Raw genomic sequence first — 16,048 nt, forward strand, 5'->3', positions numbered from 1 at the left:
CCGGGTCACCGGGTTGCTTCCCACTGCGCGAGCAGATCTTCATAGCGAATAGTCTGCCCGCGGGGCTTTTCGTTCTGCAGTTTCGCCTTGGGAGCGCCCGGCTGTGCCAGCCACCAGTCACGTCCTTTCGCTTCCTCGTCCGGGGTGATGCGCGGTGGGCAGTTATTCACCAGAAAGTTCTTCTCGATGATCTTCATGGCCCTGTCCTGGCTTTCGGCGAGTTTGTCCAGGGCCTGCTGGGGCGTGCGCTCACCGGACATGGCGTCGGCGATATTGGGCCACCAGAGTTTTGCCAGTTTGGGGTAGTCGGCCACATTGACGCCGGTAGGGGTCCAGTTTTCCCGGGCCGGACTGCGATAGAACTCTACCAGGCCGCCCAGTTCTGCGCTTTTCGCCTGCATCTCCGGCGAGTTCAGGTCAGACTCACGGATCGGGGTCAGCCCGATCAGGGTTTTTTCCAGCGAAACGGTGCGGGAGACGGTGAACTGGGCATAGAGCCACGCCGCTTTCTGTTGGCGCTCGCCCATAACACGGGGAATGGTCCAGGCCCCCACATCCTGGTAGCCGAGCTTCATGCCCTCGGACCAGTAAGCACCGTGAGGGGAGGGGGCCATCCGCCATTTTGGCGTGCCATCCTCATTTACCACCGGTAGTTCCGGCCTGACCATGTCTGATGTAAATGCGGTATACCAGAAGATCTGCTGGGCAATCCGTCCCTGAGCGGGCACGGGGCCTGCCTCTGAGAAGTTCATCCCGGCCGCTTCCGGCGGAGCGTATTTTTTCAGCCAGTCGATGTACTTCTGCAGCGCGTAGACCGCCGCCGGGCCGTTCGTGGCGCCTCCTCGCTCAACCGAAGAGCCCACTGGCGTGCAGCCCTCCATGCGAATGCCCCATTCGTCCACTGGCAGCCCGTTGGGTAGACCAGGATCGCCGGCGCCTGCCATAGAGAACCAGGCATCGGTGAAACGCCAGCCCAGGGAGGGATCACGTTTGCCATAGTCCATATGGCCGTAAATCCGCTCCCCATCGATTTCCTTTACATGCACAGAGAAGAATTCGGCAATGTCTTCGTAGGCAGACCAGTTCAGTGGTACGCCCAGTTCATAGCCGTAGCGCTCCAGGAACTTGGCCCGCAATTCCGGGCGCTGAAACCAGTCATAACGAAACCAGTAAAGGTTGGCAAACTGCTGATCGGGCAGCTGGTAAATTTTGCCCTCCGGGCCGGTTACGAAGCTCAGGCCAATGAAGTCGTCCAGTTCCAGCGTGGGCAGGGTGAACTCGCGACCCTCGCCTTCCATGTAGTCGCTTATTGATAGGGCCCAGCCGGTACGGGAGTGGGTGCCGATCAGATCTGAGTCATTCACGAACGCATCGTAGCGACCCTTGACGGCCATGATTCTTTGAAGGTTGACCTGGCGGATCACCTCGCCTTCCGGCTTGAGATCATGGGTCACTTTGATGCCGGTAATTTCCGAAAATGCCCGCGCAAGCACTTCGGACTCGTAGCGGTGTGTTGTCAGGTTTTCCGACAATACGGAAATTTCCAGACCCTCCAACGGCTCTGCCGCCCGAGCAAACCAGGCCAGCTCCTCCGCCTGCTGTTCTCTTGAAAGAGTGGACGACTGAAAGCGTTCTGAAATCCACCGGTTGATGACTTCTTTGCGCGCCTCCGGCAGCGCGTTAAACGTGTCTGATCCATGACTGGCTGACGCAAAGTTGAGCAAACCTATCAGTGCAGCGGTAATCGGCCAATGTTTCATACGACACCTTTTTTTTTGTTAGTTGTTTGTTGTTTTAACTACATCTATGAGCGTAATGTTCGCGTTGTGGTTCGTCAACGAAAATCATTGAGCTATTTTGTAACTCTGTTTAATCGTTATAAAACAGATATATAAGTAGTTTTTTGGGAGAATTCAGCCTCCGCGTCGAAATAATTTCGAAAAAAATATGTTCTAAAACTTTCCTAAAAGTTCTTTCCGCGCTAAATTTGTGTTGTCTCGAAAACATAATCGGTCCAGTGCCGCAATCAATGTTCGGGATCACAGTGTCTGTCAGCAAACAGAAAGGTAAGTAAATTACTGAAAATACTGATTAAAATGGATTTATAACCACAAAGGTTGCTGACTGACCGAAAAATCTCAAACAAAAACAGGAAGCTAACATGATCGAAAACAACAACCATTCGAACGCAAAAACTTTCAAGCTGTCTGCGCTGGCTGCTGGCATTGCAGTGGTTGCAGGTGCATTTGTCGCACCTGCCTCTGCGGAAACGGCGTTCGAGTCAGACAGTGGCTGGAAGGTCGGATTCAACGGACACATTCCGGTATTTGCGGTTCTGGGTAGCTATGACGAGCCCAGGAACGAAGACTCCTTCACGATAACGACAGGCTTCAACCCTGCGACCCTGCAAACCAATATCTATGCGCCAATGCAGAATGGTGTGCAGGTGTCTGGTCACTTCCAGATGAATGCGGATTTCGCGCCCGGTGATGCCGAGGCCAATTTCCGCAGCCGGGTTTCCGAGATTGCCGTTGCCGGTGATTTTGGTACGGTCAATATCGGTAAGGGCTTCGGCATCTTTGGTGTTCCAGCGATCGGCGATAACGGCAGTGGTCTGGGTGTTGGCCTGATTGGTGGTCCGGATCAGGTTGCTGCGACCGCCGGGCGTATCGGTAATGGCTATTTCTACGCCAACTTCAATCCTCGTGTGATGTACACCTCGAACAACCTGGGCGGCCTGACGTTCAAGGTTGGCTTGTTCAGCCCATCCAAGCTTGATGGCGTGGATGCTGAATACACAACACCACGTATCGAGGGTAATCTGGTTTATAGCACCGACATGTTTTCGCTCTGGTCCAGTGCGTTTACCCAGGATGTTGATTCAAGTGCCGGCACTTTTGACGATTACACCATGTCGGGCATCGATTTCGGTGGCTCGGTATCGGTGGGCGATCTGAATGTCCGGGGTAATTACTCCATGACCTCCGGTACCGGCAATGCGGTTTTCGCCGCCCGCCTGGATCCGAACGAGGAAGATGCCAGCCAGTGGTACGTTGAGACAACCTATGACATCAACAAGACTACTCTGGGCGTAAGTTACGGTGAGGGCGAGGACGATTTCACTCCCGACAGCGCCGACACGGATCTGACCATGATCTTTGCTCGCTATCGTGCAACCGATGCCCTGACGTTGATGGCAGAAGTCACCAGTCTGGGAACGGCAGGTGGCCAGGGTGAATACGATGCCTTTATTGTAGGTTCCCAGTTCACTTTCTGAGAACCATCTCCTCCAAAGAAGGCCGGATACCGAAAGGTGTCCGGCTTTTTTATGGCCTGAATTTACGGCATAAAAAAGCTCCGGGCGGTGACACCGGCCGGAGCAAATGCCTGAGGGAGTAGTTCAGGCGCTGTGGAGAGCAACGGTTTGTGGTTGCGGGGTTGCCTTGCTGGCCAGATAGCGATCCAGCTCGAGGACATCTTCTTCAGTGGCATACAGCCCCTGTTTGGTGCGACGCCAGAGAATATCCTCGGACGTAATCGCCCATTCATGTTTGATCAGGTATTCCACTTCGCGTTCGTAAAGCGTTCCGGCGAAGCGATAGCCCAGGTCCTGGACCGATTCTGCCTTGCCCAGGATGTCGTAGGCCTTGGTTCCGAATGTTCTGACATATCGACTGCAGACGGCTTCAGGAAGCCAGGGGTAATCCTTGGAAATTCGGGCTTCGAGCGTGTCGTGGTTCTCGAAATCACCGCCGGGCAGTATGCCTGTTTTGGTCCAGGCTTTTCCCGCGTGGGGGAAAAACTGACACAGCTTGTCAGTGGCCGCCTCCGCCAGCTTGCGATAGGTGGTGATCTTGCCGCCGAACACGGAAATGACCGGCGCTTTGCCTTTGGAGCGGTCAACCTCGAAGGAGTAATCCCGGGAGGCCTTTTTGGCATCGCCTTCCTCATCGTCCATCAACGGCCGTACGCCGGAATAGGACCAGACCACATCGCTTTCGGTCAGCTGGCGTTTGAAGTGTGAGTTCACAATGTCCAGCAGATACTCGGTTTCTTCCGGAGAAATCTTCGCTTTCTTCGGATCGCCCTCGTAATCCACATCGGTTGTGCCCACGAGAGAAAACTCATCTTCGTAGGGGATCACAAACACAATGCGCTCGTCTTCGTTCTGAAGGATATAGGCCTCGGTCTCGCGGTTGAGTCGAGGGACCACAATATGGCTGCCCTTGACCATGCGGATGGACTTGGGAGCCTTCATGGCCAGGCTTTCGCTGAACAGGCGGCTGACCCAGGGGCCGGACGCGTTGACGATGACCTTGGCTGACACATGGTGAATGCTGTCGTCGGTCATGTCTTTCAGGGAGATGTCCCAGGAGTCCGTGCCGCGCTTTGCGTCCACGCACTTGGTCTTGGTCAGGATGGTCGCCCCGCATTCCTGAGCCTTTTTGGCGGTCAGGACCACCAGGCGGGCATCGTCTACCCAACCGTCGGAATACTCAAAACCTTTGGTGATATCGGCCTTGAGCGGGTCCTTTTCATCAAACTTGATGGACCGCGACCCAGGAAGCACTTCACGCTTGGCGAGGTTGTCGTATAGAAACAGGCCCATCCTGATCATCCAGGCCGGGCGGAGATGGGGGCGATGAGGCAGGCGAAAACGCATGGGCCACATAATATGTGGTGAATTGCGCAGCAGTGATTCTCGCTCTGCCAGAGCTTCCCGTACCAGACGGAACTCGTAATGTTCCAGATAGCGCAAGCCGCCATGGATCAGTTTGCTGCTGCTGGAAGAGGTGGCTGAGGCAAGGTCATTCATTTCGCACAGCAGAACCTTCAGGCCGCGGCCTGCGGCATCCATGGCTATGCCGGTGCCGTTAACGCCGCCGCCCACAACGACCACGTCAAATGTCGTGTTTTCCGAAGTCATCTTGTGTCATCTCCTGACGCCAGTGAAAGGACGCCTCCAGCGCTCTTTCCGGGTTCATACAAACGTATGGTTCTATTATGCGAAAGCAAGTTATATTCGTAAAGGAAAATACAGAAAAAAAACGAAAAAATTTAGGCGAGTGCGAACTGATTCGCGCCAGTTCTGATGCCGATGGGGGAGAAAGCCGGATATCAGGCAGACAGGTCAGACGAGGTGCAGTTCTACGTTGTTTTCCCGCAGAAGTTGACGGATCTCAACGGGTGGTGGTTCATCGGTGAATACGTGGTCTGCCTGGGCGATGCTGCCGAGGCGCACCATAGCGTTGCGGCCAAACTTGGAGTGGTCTGCGGCAAGCAGGACGCTGCCGGAGTTTTCAATAATGGACTGGGCTACGCGTACTTCCCGGTAGTCAAAATCCAGCAGTGAGCCGTCGGTGTGGATGCCACTGATGCCGATGATCCCGAAATCCATTTTGAACTGATTGATGAAATCCCGAGTGGCTTCACCCACGATGCCGCCGTCTCGGTTTCTGACCTCGCCACCGGCAATGATGATGTGGAAGTCTTCTCTGGCCGACAGTATGGACGCCACATGAAGGTTGTTGGTCACCACCTGCAGGTTGTTTTTCTCAAGCAGGGCCTTGGCGATTGTTTCGGTGGTTGTGCCGATGTTGATGAACATAGAGGAATTGTCGGGGATCATTTCCACCAGTGCCGCAGCAATGCGCTCTTTTGCTTCCAGGTCCATGATTTTGCGCGCCTGATAGGCCGTATTGACGGTGCTGGAATCAATGCCGGCGCCGCCGTGATGGCGCCGAAGTTTTTTCTGCTCAGCTAGCTCATTGAGATCCCGGCGGATGGTTTGTGGCGTGACTTTGAACTGATCAACCAGTTGTTCAGTGGTCACGAAGCCATTCTGTTGAATCAGCTCCATGATCAGGTCCTGTCGGCGTCGTTGTGCCATTCAACTTCCTCCGGTTTTTAATTTTTCTCTAACGAACGAAATAGAGAGCTAAAAGTTGTATTTAGTTTAGTGCGTTTTCTGGTTTTGTGCAGCCTTTCTATGGGGTTGTGTCGAAAAGGCTGAGCGATGGGTCACTTTTCTCCCGGAAAAAGGGTTGGCTTTTGTTTTCAAAAAAGTAAAAATACGAAAAAATAAGAACACTAAGGGCCAAATAATCATGACTCAGTACATTCTGTCCATTGATCAGGGCACGACCAGCTCTCGGGCCATCCTTTTCACCCTGGATGGCAATTTACACGCCAGCAGCCAACAGGAGTTCCCTCAACATTATCCCGCCAGCGGCTGGGTGGAGCACGACCCGGAGGATATCTGGCGAACCGTGCAGGAAACCTGTGACGAGGTGATGCAAAAGGGCTGCAAAGACAGCGACGAAGTGATTGCGGTGGGTATAACAAACCAGCGTGAAACCACCGTTCTCTGGGACCGCGCAACCGGCGAGCCGGTGTATCCCGCCATCGTCTGGCAGGACCGTCGCACCGCCAACTGGTGTGAATCCCTGAAAACACAGAGCCTTGAGCCGTCGGTCAATAACAAGACCGGGCTGTTGATCGATCCTTATTTCTCCGCCACGAAGATCCACTGGATACTGGAGAATGTGCCCGGGGCCCGTCAGCGCGCCGAAAGGGGAGAGCTGGCTTTCGGTACCATCGACACCTTCCTGTTGTGGCGGCTAACGGCGGGCCGGGTTCACAGAACTGACGCCACTAACGCCAGCCGAACCATGTTGTTCAACATCCATAAACAGGAATGGGACCACGAGCTGTTGGAGCTTTTCGGCATTCCCGAATGCCTGTTGCCTGAAGTGATGGATTCTGCCGCTGACTTTGGCCAGATTGTTGGCCATGGGCGTCTGGACGGCGCCTCTGTGATGGGGATGGCCGGTGACCAGCAGGCTGCCCTGTTCGGACAGACCTGCTTCGAATCCGGAATGGCGAAAAGCACCTACGGTACCGGCTGCTTTCTGATGCTCAATACCGGCGATCAGGCGCTGACATCGGAACACCGGCTGCTGACGACCGTCGCCTATCGCCTTAATGGGAAACCCGCCTACGCTCTGGAAGGCAGTATTTTTATTGCCGGTGCCGCTATTCAGTGGCTCCGGGACGGGCTGCAGCTCATCAGGGACGCCTGTGAAACCGAGCCCCTGGCGGAAGGTACACCGGTGGATCACGGCGTCTATCTGGTGCCGGCCTTTACCGGCCTGGGCGCGCCCTACTGGGATCCGAATGCCCGAGGTGCGATTTTTGGGCTGACCCGCGACACCGGTATCAAGGAAATTGTGACTGCAGGTCTGCAGTCGGTTTGCTATCAGACCAAAGACCTTCAGAAAGCGATGGAAAAGGACGGCCTAAGACCCATTACCCTGAGGGTGGATGGTGGCATGGTTGCCAATAACTGGGTCCTGCAATTCCTGGCGGATATTCTCGGGGCCCGGGTAGACCGGCCGGCACTGGTCGAAACCACCGCCCTTGGTGCTGCCTACCTGGCAGGGCTGCAGGCCGGTGTTTTCAAATCCCTGGATGACCTGAGCAGCATGTGGCGATGCGACCGCAGCTTCGAACCGCTCATGACCAAGACCCAGCGCGACAAACTCTACGAGGGCTGGATTACCGCTATCCGCAAGCTCTGAACCCGTCCCCTTAGCGCACGCCCAGTTCCCGGAGCCGTTTGTAAAGGGTGTTGCGACTGACCGACAGTTCTTTCGCGGCGCGGGATACATTGCCCATACACTGGCGGTAAATCACCAGTGTATGGCTCATCGGGTCGTCCCTGTTGCCCTCGTTGCCCTGTGGCGACTCGTTGAAGGTTGAGGCGTCAAATACCGGCTTCCGCGCTGTTACTTTGTGCCCTTCATATTCTGCAAGGAAATCCTCCGGCAGGTGCCAGAGCTGCACTTCCTCGCCGTCCGCAATGGCGACTGCCACACGGATGATGTTGGTCAGTTGTCGGATGTTGCCAGGCCAGGGGTGATTCTCCAGTGCCGCCATAACCTCACTATTGAGATGTTCCGGCTGTTCTTCATCCCGATGGGCCTGGTAGATCTGCCGGATCAGTTCGCCCCTGTCCATTCTTTCCCGCAGCGGCGGAATTTCCAGGCTCAGGCCGTTGATCCGGTAATACAGGTCAGCACGGAATCCGCCGTCCTCGATCCGGTGAGCGAGAGGGCGGTTGGTTGCGGATATCAGCAGAATGTCCACCGGGATGCGCTCGGTGGAGCCCACGGGCGTAACTTCCCGCTCCTGCAGCACACGTAGCAGCCGTGACTGTGCCGCGAGCGGCATTTCGCCGATCTCATCAAGGAAAAGAATGCCCTTGTCGGCCTTGCGGATCAGGCCAAGCGAACCCTGGGCGCGGGCCCCGGTAAAGGCGCCTGCCTGGTATCCGAAGAGTTCGGATTCGACAAGCTCCGGGGGAATGGCGGCGCAGTTGACCGAGACCAGTGGCTGGCTCTGTCGCCGGCTGTTGCCATGCAGGGCCTTGACCATGACTTCCTTGCCAACCCCGGTTTCACCGCAGATCAGAATCGGGACACCCCGTTCAAGTACCTTGCTTGCCTGATCGGCGCAGCGTCGCACCAGCGGATCCCCATGTTCAATCTCGTCCAGGGAGACGATATCGCGAACCTGCCGGGAGGCGGGCCGGGGCGACGATGTTCGGGATGTCGGGCCCGAAGGGGCAGCAACGGATGCTGTCATCGAGGCCGGACGTTTCAGCAGGCCGGAAAGCCTTACCCGTTGGGTTGTGGTAAGCCTGATCGGGGCGTTGTGGGAGTGATTCAGTATCTGGTTACGGTTCTCGATAAACAGAGAGCTCAGGTCGCGGCCGACCAGGGCCTCACCAAGCAGTTGGTTGGCCCTCTGATTGAAGGCTATTACCCGCCCGCTGTGATCGAAAGCGATCAGACCGGACCATGGGCTGTCGATATTATCCGCTGTGGTGTTCAGGGTAAGAATAAAATGCTCGCCCCCGAGTTGCCGGACGATCAGGCGATTTTCAACGGACTGGGACAGCAGGCGAACCATGCCCAGGGTATGTGCCTGTGGCAGGTAGGCATCACTGAATGCGCTGAGAACGCCCACCAGTTGACGGTCGGTATCAAAGATGGGGGCGGCAGAACTGATGATGCTGCGGTTGAGCTTGAGAAAATGTTCGTTTCGCTGAACCTGTATCGGCGATTCGGTGGCAATAGAGGTGCCGATAGCGTTGGTTCCGGCGACTTTTTCATGCCAGTTTGCGCCCGGGCGGAACCATGGTCGCAGGTGACTTTCCGTGATGCGCTGATCGCCCCAGCCCTTCAGCACCCGTGCCTGAGCATCCGCAAGCAGAATCAGGCAGCGGCTGTTTGACATGATGTTGTCGTAATAGGGGAGGACTTCGGTCTCGGTTGTGCTGAGCAGGGCCTCATAGCCGTTTTCCAGGGCTTCATGCTGCTCGCTGGTGAGATTGGCTGGCTCTGGCTCATGATCATGATGCAGGCCGTAGCCGATGCATCTGCTCCAGGAATCCGCGATGACGGACTCAGAATCCTCCGGCTGGTGTTTTCGTTTCACGGGAATCCTCCGTGTTTGCGTGGTTTCGTATTGTTGTTGGCATGGCCTTCCTGGCCCATGGATGCCCGGCGCGGCGAGCAGACTGTTCAATAGTGTGCTCAATGGCTGTTCAGGTCAATGTTCAGATTGAACAAAAAGTTTGATACCGAACATTCGTGTTTTCTAAAAAGAAATATCACTAAGCTTTTAGTTCTTTTAAAACAGTAACATGAATAATTAATTCGGGTTTCTACCTATATTGGTATGCTCATTGCCTTTGTGTATTCGAAATCGAATTTTCGACCTGTGTTGCGATGGCCGCAGTCACAGGCGAAGAACGTAATACAAGAACAACAAAGGAAAGCCTATGTCCTTAACACTGGAGAACCTCTCCCGTGTCGTGGATGGTGTGGATTACATCCGGGATGCGGACATCACGTTTGAGGCAGGTTCGTTCAACGTACTGCTCGGGCGCACACTGGCCGGCAAGACTTCACTGATGCGCCTGATGGCGGGGCTCGACAAGCCCGACGAGGGGCGCATCATATACAACGGCGACGATGTGACCGGGCAGAGCGTGCAGCAACGCAATGTCTCAATGATCTACCAGCAGTTCATCAATTACCCGAATCTGACGGTCTACGAGAACATCGCTTCACCTCTGCGTCTGGCCAAGATGAAGGAGAGCGAGATCGACCGGCGGGTAAAAGAAACCGCGAACATGCTGCAAATCGACCCTTTGCTGAAGCGATTCCCGCTGGAGCTTTCCGGTGGCCAGCAGCAGCGCACGGCCATGGCCCGGGCGCTTGTGAAGGATGCCACCCTGATCCTGTTCGACGAACCGCTGGTTAATCTGGATTACAAGCTGCGAGAAGAACTGCGGGCCGAGTTGCGGGATCTGTTCCGTGAGCGGCAGTGTATTGCGGTTTACGCCACTACCGAGGCCAACGAGGCGTTGGCACTGGGCGGATCCACAACGCTGCTGGACCAGGGTCGTATCGTTCAGTCCGGTCCCGTCATGGATGTTTACCGTAACCCGGTGAACACTTTGGCGGCGCAGCTGTTCAGCGAGCCACCCATGAACCTGATCAAGGGCCGGGTGACCGAAACCGAAGTGACCTTCGATGAATACTCCCATCACGCATTGACCCACGATCTGGCCCGGCTTGAACCCGGGGATTACTGGTTCGGTATCCGGCCCAGCCATATCGGCCTGGTGCCCAACAATCCTGACGATCTGGAGATGTCCATGGAGGTCGAGCTGAGCGAAATCAGCGGTTCGGAGACCTTCATGCACGTGCAGAACCGCTATTTCGAGATGGTGATGCAGCTGATGGGCGTGCATCAGTATCACACCGGTTCGCCCATCAAGATCTATCTGCCGATCAGCAAGCTGTTCGTGTTCGATAAAGATGAAAAGCTGGTGTTCACCCCGGCGCAGTCCAAAGGAGGGTCAGTCTGATGGCTGAGATTCACTTGAAATCCCTGGCGCATAGCTACAGCGACAAGCCGGCAGGGCCTGACGACTACGCCATCCGTCATCTTGATCATGTCTGGGAGAAGGGCGGAGCCTACGCTCTTCTGGGGCCTTCCGGCTGTGGCAAGAGCACCATGCTGAACATTATCTCCGGGTTGTTACAACCCTCTGAAGGCGATGTTCTGTTTGACGGCAAGCGCGTGAATGAACTGTCGCCACGCGACCGTAACATCGCTCAGGTTTTCCAGTTTCCCGTTATCTACGACTCAATGACGGTCTTTCAGAACCTGGCGTTTCCGCTTAAGAACGCTGGCGAGCCCAAGTCCCAGATCAATGCCAAGGTGAAGGAAATTGCCGAGATCCTGGAGATTGAGGACGAACTGCATAAAAAGGCCAAGAACCTGACCGCGGACCAGAAGCAGAAGGTGTCCATGGGACGGGGGCTGGTAAGGGGCGATGTCTCCGCCATTCTGTTTGACGAACCGCTGACGGTCATCGATCCCCAGCTCAAGTGGAAGCTGCGCCGCAAACTCAAGCAGATTCACGAGCAGTTCGACATCACTATGGTCTACGTGACTCACGACCAGCTGGAGGCGTCTACTTTCGCAGACAAGATTGCGGTGATGTACGGCGGCCAGATTGTTCAGTTCGGCACGCCGACCGAACTTTTCGAACAGCCCAACCATACGTTCGTGGGCTATTTCATCGGCAGCCCGGGGATGAACCTGATTGAAGTGAAAAGGTGCGCCGGTGGTGTCTGCTTCGGCAGTACCACGGTGCCCATGGACACGCGGCAGATTGAGGCTCTCAAACGGCTGAGCTCTGACAATCTGAAGATCGGCATTCGCCCGGAGTTTGTCCAGGTATCGGACGTGGCAGCGGACGACACCTATGAAGCCGAAGTCCGGGACGTCGAGGACCTGGGAACCTACAAGATCATGACCGCAACGCTCGGTGCCGAGACCCTGAAAATCCGCCTGGCGGAGGATCAGTTTTTCGACGTGGGCAACGCCGTTCATCTGAGTTTCCCGGAGAAATGGCTGAAGCTGTATGTGGACGAGTTTCTGGTAGAGGAGAAGGACCAATGAATAAGGTTCCCAATAATCGCGCCTGGTGGCTCGTTCTGCCAGTTTTCATTCTGGTGGCTTTTTCTGCGCTGATACCGTTAATGACCGTTGTGAACTATTCGGTTCAGGACATTTTCGGGCCGGGTAATGCCTACTATGTGGGTACTGAGTGGTTCGAGGAAATTCTGGCCGACGAGCGCCTGCGTGATTCGTTGCTGAGGCAATTTCTTTTCTCCGGGGCCGTGCTTGCGATCCAGATACCTCTGGGTATCGGGGTGGCGCTGATGATGCCGAAATCCGGTATCAAGGCCTCGCTGTGCCTGATCCTGCTGGCGATTCCGCTGCTGATTCCCTGGAACGTGGTGGGTACCATCTGGCAGATCTTTGGCCGGGGAGACATCGGCCTGTTTGGCTGGGGACTCAATGCCCTGGGTGTTGAATACAACTACACGGGCAACACGGTAGACGCCTGGCTGACGGTGCTGTTGATGGATGTCTGGCACTGGACGCCCCTGGTGGCGTTGTTGTGCTACTCCGGTCTGAGGGCCATCCCGGAGGCTTTCTATCAGGCCGCCGAGATTGACCGCGCGTCCAAATGGGCTGTGTTCCGCTACATCCAGCTGCCGCGTCTGAAAAGCGTGCTGGTGATCGCCGTGCTACTGCGATTCATGGACAGCTTCATGATCTATACCGAACCCTTTGTACTGACTGGCGGCGGCCCGGGTAGCTCAACCACCTTCCTTAGCCAGACCCTGACCACCATGGCTATCGGCCAGTTCGATATCGGTCGTGCGGCAGCATTCTCACTGATCTATTTCCTGATCGTGCTGCTGGTGTCCTGGTTGTTCTTTACCGCCATAACTCACCTCGACAAAGAAAAATAAGGAGAGAGTGATGACTTATTCACGTTCCAAAGGCTTCGGGATGACACTGTTTATCGTGCTCCTGCTGACGCCGATCTACTGGCTGCTGAACATGTCGTTCAAGACCAACCAGGAAATTCTGGGCGGGCTCACACTCTGGCCCCAGCAGTTTACGCTGCACAACTATGCGGTGATCTTCACCGACGCCAGCTGGTACTCGGGTTACATCAACTCGATGATCTACGTGTCGATGAACATGACCATCACACTGCTGGTGGCGCTGCCTGCGGCCTATGCGTTCAGCCGTTACAAGTTCGTCGGCGACAAGCACCTGTTTTTCTGGCTGCTGAGTAACCGCATGGCGCCACCGGCGGTGTTCCTGCTGCCGTTCTTCCAGCTGTACTCGTCTATCGGCCTGTTCGACACGCACATTGCCGTGGCACTGGCCCACTGCCTGTTCAATGTGCCACTGGCGGTCTGGATACTGGAAGGCTTTATGTCCGGTGTGCCCCGCGAATACGACGAAATGGCCTATATTGATGGTTACAGTTTCCCGAAATTTTTTGTGAAGATTTTTCTGCCGATGATCCGGTCGGGGATTGGTGTCGCGGCTTTCTTTGCCTTCATGTTCTCCTGGGTGGAGCTACTGCTGGCCAGAACGCTGACCTCGGTGGACGCGCAGCCTATAGGCGCCATCATGACACGAACGGTGGGGGCCAGCGGTATAGACTGGGGCGTGCTCTCCGCCGCTGGTGTGTTGACCATTATTCCAGGCGTGCTGGTGGTCTGGTTTGTTCGTAACCATATCGCCAAAGGTTTTGCACTGGGCCGGGTATAAGGAGACCTCTCATGATTGCGTGGATGAACTGGACACCAAGCGTTGCTATTTTCTTTGCTGTGATCGCCTGCATCCTGGCGTTTATGACGGTGTATGAAGTGGTCTCGCCCTGTACCGAACGAAAGGGCTTTCTGCCCATATCGACAACACGGGGAGACCGGTTGTTTATCGGCCTGCTGTCTGCAGCCTATATTCATCTGGCTTTTCTGGCCGTCAGCGATATTACCCTCTGGGTAGCGCTGGCGGTGTCCGTGGTATGGCTTCTGGTGCTGCTGCGCTGGGGCTAATCCGTCAGGTAAGGATTTTCGTTTGCCAGGGAGGGCCGAAAAGAATCTCCTGAATTATTGCTGAAAACGGTTGTAAAAATTTCTTTAACGAACTATTTTCAATTAAATGATCGGAACCGAACATGATGATTCGGAACCGGTCGAAAGAATAGCGACTAGAACGCTATGCAGGGAAAAGCGGAGCGGAGGTCAGTATTGATGTCGCGTTTCGCACAAACCAAAACAAGACGAACGAGGTTGGATATGTTCAAGAACAATAAATATCCGAAAACCCTCCTGCTGAGCGCCGCGATTGGCTCGGTTGGGTTGGGTCTCAGCTTCCAGGCAAGTGCAGATCAGTACTCTGACGCCGCCAAGAAGTGGATCAACGAGAAATTTGACGATTCTACTCTTACCAAAGAAGAGCAGATGAAAGAGATGGAGTGGTTCATCCAGGCTGCCGAGCAGTTCCGCGGCATGGATATCAACGTGGTTTCCGAAACCATCGCCACCCACGAGTACGAATCCAACGTGCTCGCCAAGGCCTTTAGCGAGATCACCGGCATCAACCTGACCCATACCCTGATTCAGGAAGGGGATGTGATCGAAAAGCTGCAGACACAGATGCAGTCTGGCCGGAATATCTATGACGGCTGGGTTAACGACTCTGATCTGATCGGCACCCATTTCCGCTACGGCAAAGTGATGCCCGTCGAGGACATCATGAACGGCGAAGGCAAGGATCTGACCCTGCCGACCCTCGATCTCGAAGATTTCATCGGTCTTGATTTTACCACTGGCCCTGATGGCAAACTTTACCAGCTTCCCGATCAGCAGTTCGCCAACCTTTACTGGTTCCGTGCCGACTGGTTCGAACGGGCGGATCTGAAGAAGCAGTTCAAGGACATTTACGGCTATGAGCTGGGCGTTCCCGTCAACTGGTCCGCTTACGAAGATATCGCCGAATTCTTCTCGGTACACGTGAAGGAAATTGATGGCAAGCGTGTCTATGGTCACATGGACTACGGCAAGAAAGACCCGTCACTGGGATGGCGCTTCACTGACGCATGGTTCTCCATGGCCGGTGCCGGCGACAAGGGCCTGCCTAACGGTCTGCCTGTCGACGAATGGGGCATTCGCGTGGATGAGTGTCACCCGGTTGGTTCCAGCGTAAGCCGTGGCGGCGCCACCAACGGTCCGGCAGCTGTATACGCCACCACCAAGTATGTTGACTGGCTGGAAAAGTACGCGCCGCCTGAAGCTCAGGGCATGACCTTCTCCGAGGCCGGCCCGGTGCCAGCCCAGGGCGCAATTGCCCAGCAGATCTTCTGGTATACCGCGTTTACCGCCAGCATGATCAAAGACGGTCTGCCCGTGGTTAACGAAGACGGTACCCCGAAATGGCGCATGGCTCCTTCTCCCCGTGGACCCTACTGGGAAGAGGGCATGAAGCTTGGTTATCAGGACGTGGGTTCCTGGACCTTCATGAAGTCCACGCCGCAGAAGCGTCGTCTTGCCGCCTGGCTGTACGCCCAGTTCACGGTTTCCAAGACAGTGTCTCTGGAAAAAACCATCGCTGGCCTGACACCCATTCGCGAATCTGATATCAACTCTGAACAGATGACCGAAATGGCGCCGCAGCTTGGCGGTCTGGTGGAATTCTACCGCAGCCCGGCCCGGGTGCAGTGGTCACCTACCGGCACCAACGTGCCTGACTATCCGAAGCTGGCTCAGCTGTGGTGGCAGTATATTGCCCAGGCAGCAAGCGGTGAGGCAACACCTCAGAAAGCACTGGATGGTCTGGCTGAAGCCCAGGACCGCATTATGGAACGTCTTGAGCGTGCCAATGTTCAGGAAACCTGTGGTCCGAAGCTGAACGAGCCCCGTGATCCTCAGTACTGGCTGAACCAGCCCGGTGCACCGAAAGCTAAGCTTTCGAACGAGAAGCCAAAGGGCAAGACCGTTCCCTACCAGGAGTTGCTGAAAACCTGGGAGGAAGCTCGCGAGAGCTGATCCCTGACGTAACTCACCAATGGCGTTTTACCTGAAGCGTCCCG

At 55.4% G+C, this 16,048-nt stretch carries 12 protein-coding genes; 8 read left to right on the plus strand and 4 right to left on the minus strand.

Annotation, left to right across the window (positions count from 1 at the left end; genetic code table 11):
• Nucleotides 1-5 precede the first annotated feature (5 nt).
• Nucleotides 6-1,724, minus strand: a complete 1,719-nt coding sequence (locus tag FPL19_RS12995; protein ID WP_404802833.1) for an ABC transporter substrate-binding protein — start codon at nucleotides 1,722-1,724, stop codon at nucleotides 6-8.
• A 437-nt stretch (nucleotides 1,725-2,161) separates the two neighbouring features.
• Between FPL19_RS12995 and FPL19_RS13000 the strand changes: the two genes are divergently transcribed.
• On the plus strand, nucleotides 2,162-3,277 hold the full coding sequence (locus FPL19_RS13000) for a porin (protein ID WP_150912980.1): 1,116 nt from the start codon (nucleotides 2,162-2,164) through the stop codon (nucleotides 3,275-3,277).
• Nucleotides 3,278-3,400: 123 nt separating this feature from the next.
• On the opposite strand, the gene glpD is transcribed toward FPL19_RS13000, so the two are convergent.
• Together glpD and FPL19_RS13010 are read right to left on the minus strand one after the other, a co-directional pair.
• Nucleotides 3,401-4,927 (minus strand): glycerol-3-phosphate dehydrogenase, encoded by a 1,527-nt coding sequence (gene glpD, locus FPL19_RS13005; protein WP_150912981.1) that lies wholly within the window; start codon nucleotides 4,925-4,927, stop codon nucleotides 3,401-3,403.
• 204 nt (nucleotides 4,928-5,131) lie between these two features.
• Nucleotides 5,132-5,890, minus strand: a complete 759-nt coding sequence (locus FPL19_RS13010; protein WP_150912982.1) for a DeoR/GlpR family transcriptional regulator — start codon at nucleotides 5,888-5,890, stop codon at nucleotides 5,132-5,134.
• Nucleotides 5,891-6,107: 217 nt separating this feature from the next.
• On the opposite strand from FPL19_RS13010, the gene glpK reads away from it, so the two are divergent.
• The gene (gene glpK / locus FPL19_RS13015) at nucleotides 6,108-7,580 is read left to right on the plus strand and encodes a glycerol kinase GlpK (RefSeq protein ID WP_150912983.1); all 1,473 of its coding nucleotides are present in this window, start codon (nucleotides 6,108-6,110) and stop codon (nucleotides 7,578-7,580) included.
• Between the two features lie 10 nt (nucleotides 7,581-7,590).
• On the opposite strand, the gene FPL19_RS13020 is transcribed toward glpK, so the two are convergent.
• Complete coding sequence (locus FPL19_RS13020) at nucleotides 7,591-9,501, minus strand: sigma-54-dependent Fis family transcriptional regulator (protein WP_150912984.1); 1,911 nt, start codon at nucleotides 9,499-9,501, stop codon at nucleotides 7,591-7,593.
• A 346-nt stretch (nucleotides 9,502-9,847) separates the two neighbouring features.
• Between FPL19_RS13020 and FPL19_RS13025 the strand changes: the two genes are divergently transcribed.
• The 6 genes from FPL19_RS13025 to FPL19_RS13050 all read left to right on the plus strand — a co-directional run bounded on the left by FPL19_RS13025 (nucleotide 9,848) and on the right by FPL19_RS13050 (nucleotide 16,004).
• Nucleotides 9,848-10,942 (plus strand): ABC transporter ATP-binding protein, encoded by a 1,095-nt coding sequence (locus tag FPL19_RS13025; RefSeq protein WP_150912985.1) that lies wholly within the window; start codon nucleotides 9,848-9,850, stop codon nucleotides 10,940-10,942.
• A complete protein-coding gene (locus FPL19_RS13030; protein WP_150912986.1) occupies nucleotides 10,942-12,045 on the plus strand; it encodes an ABC transporter ATP-binding protein in 1,104 nt (367 codons plus the stop codon). The genes FPL19_RS13025 and FPL19_RS13030 overlap by 1 nt, the downstream gene beginning before the upstream one ends.
• Entirely contained in the window at nucleotides 12,042-12,908 is an 867-nt protein-coding gene (locus FPL19_RS13035; protein WP_150912987.1) for a carbohydrate ABC transporter permease, read from the plus strand. Before FPL19_RS13030 ends, FPL19_RS13035 begins: the two co-directional genes overlap by 4 nt.
• Nucleotides 12,909-12,918: 10 nt before the next feature.
• Nucleotides 12,919-13,725, plus strand: coding sequence for a carbohydrate ABC transporter permease (locus FPL19_RS13040; RefSeq protein WP_150912988.1), 807 nt, complete (start codon nucleotides 12,919-12,921; stop codon nucleotides 13,723-13,725).
• An 11-nt stretch (nucleotides 13,726-13,736) separates the two neighbouring features.
• Complete coding sequence (locus FPL19_RS13045) at nucleotides 13,737-14,012, plus strand: DUF2160 domain-containing protein (RefSeq protein WP_150912989.1); 276 nt, start codon at nucleotides 13,737-13,739, stop codon at nucleotides 14,010-14,012.
• 243 nt (nucleotides 14,013-14,255) lie between these two features.
• On the plus strand, nucleotides 14,256-16,004 hold the full coding sequence (locus FPL19_RS13050; protein ID WP_150912990.1) for an ABC transporter substrate-binding protein: 1,749 nt from the start codon (nucleotides 14,256-14,258) through the stop codon (nucleotides 16,002-16,004).
• The last annotated feature ends 44 nt before the right edge of the window (nucleotides 16,005-16,048 follow it).

The organism is Marinobacter halotolerans, from assembly GCF_008795985.1.
In the GTDB taxonomy this organism is placed as follows: domain Bacteria; phylum Pseudomonadota; class Gammaproteobacteria; order Pseudomonadales; family Oleiphilaceae; genus Marinobacter; species Marinobacter halotolerans.

Excerpts from the sequence above, each read along its gene's own strand:
- FPL19_RS13010 (WP_150912982.1), bottom strand. The coding sequence starts at position 5,890 with ATGGCACAACGACGCCGACAGGACCTGATCATGGAGCTGATTCAACAG.
- FPL19_RS13025 (WP_150912985.1), top strand. The coding sequence starts at position 9,848 with ATGTCCTTAACACTGGAGAACCTCTCCCGTGTCGTGGATGGTGTGGAT.
- FPL19_RS13050 (WP_150912990.1), top strand. The coding sequence starts at position 14,256 with ATGTTCAAGAACAATAAATATCCGAAAACCCTCCTGCTGAGCGCCGCG.
- glpD (WP_150912981.1), bottom strand. The coding sequence starts at position 4,927 with ATGACTTCGGAAAACACGACATTTGACGTGGTCGTTGTGGGCGGCGGC.
- FPL19_RS13030 (WP_150912986.1), top strand. The coding sequence starts at position 10,942 with ATGGCTGAGATTCACTTGAAATCCCTGGCGCATAGCTACAGCGACAAG.
- FPL19_RS13045 (WP_150912989.1), top strand. The coding sequence starts at position 13,737 with ATGATTGCGTGGATGAACTGGACACCAAGCGTTGCTATTTTCTTTGCT.
- glpK (WP_150912983.1), top strand. The coding sequence starts at position 6,108 with ATGACTCAGTACATTCTGTCCATTGATCAGGGCACGACCAGCTCTCGG.
- FPL19_RS13000 (WP_150912980.1), top strand. The coding sequence starts at position 2,162 with ATGATCGAAAACAACAACCATTCGAACGCAAAAACTTTCAAGCTGTCT.
- FPL19_RS13035 (WP_150912987.1), top strand. The coding sequence starts at position 12,042 with ATGAATAAGGTTCCCAATAATCGCGCCTGGTGGCTCGTTCTGCCAGTT.
- FPL19_RS13040 (WP_150912988.1), top strand. The coding sequence starts at position 12,919 with ATGACTTATTCACGTTCCAAAGGCTTCGGGATGACACTGTTTATCGTG.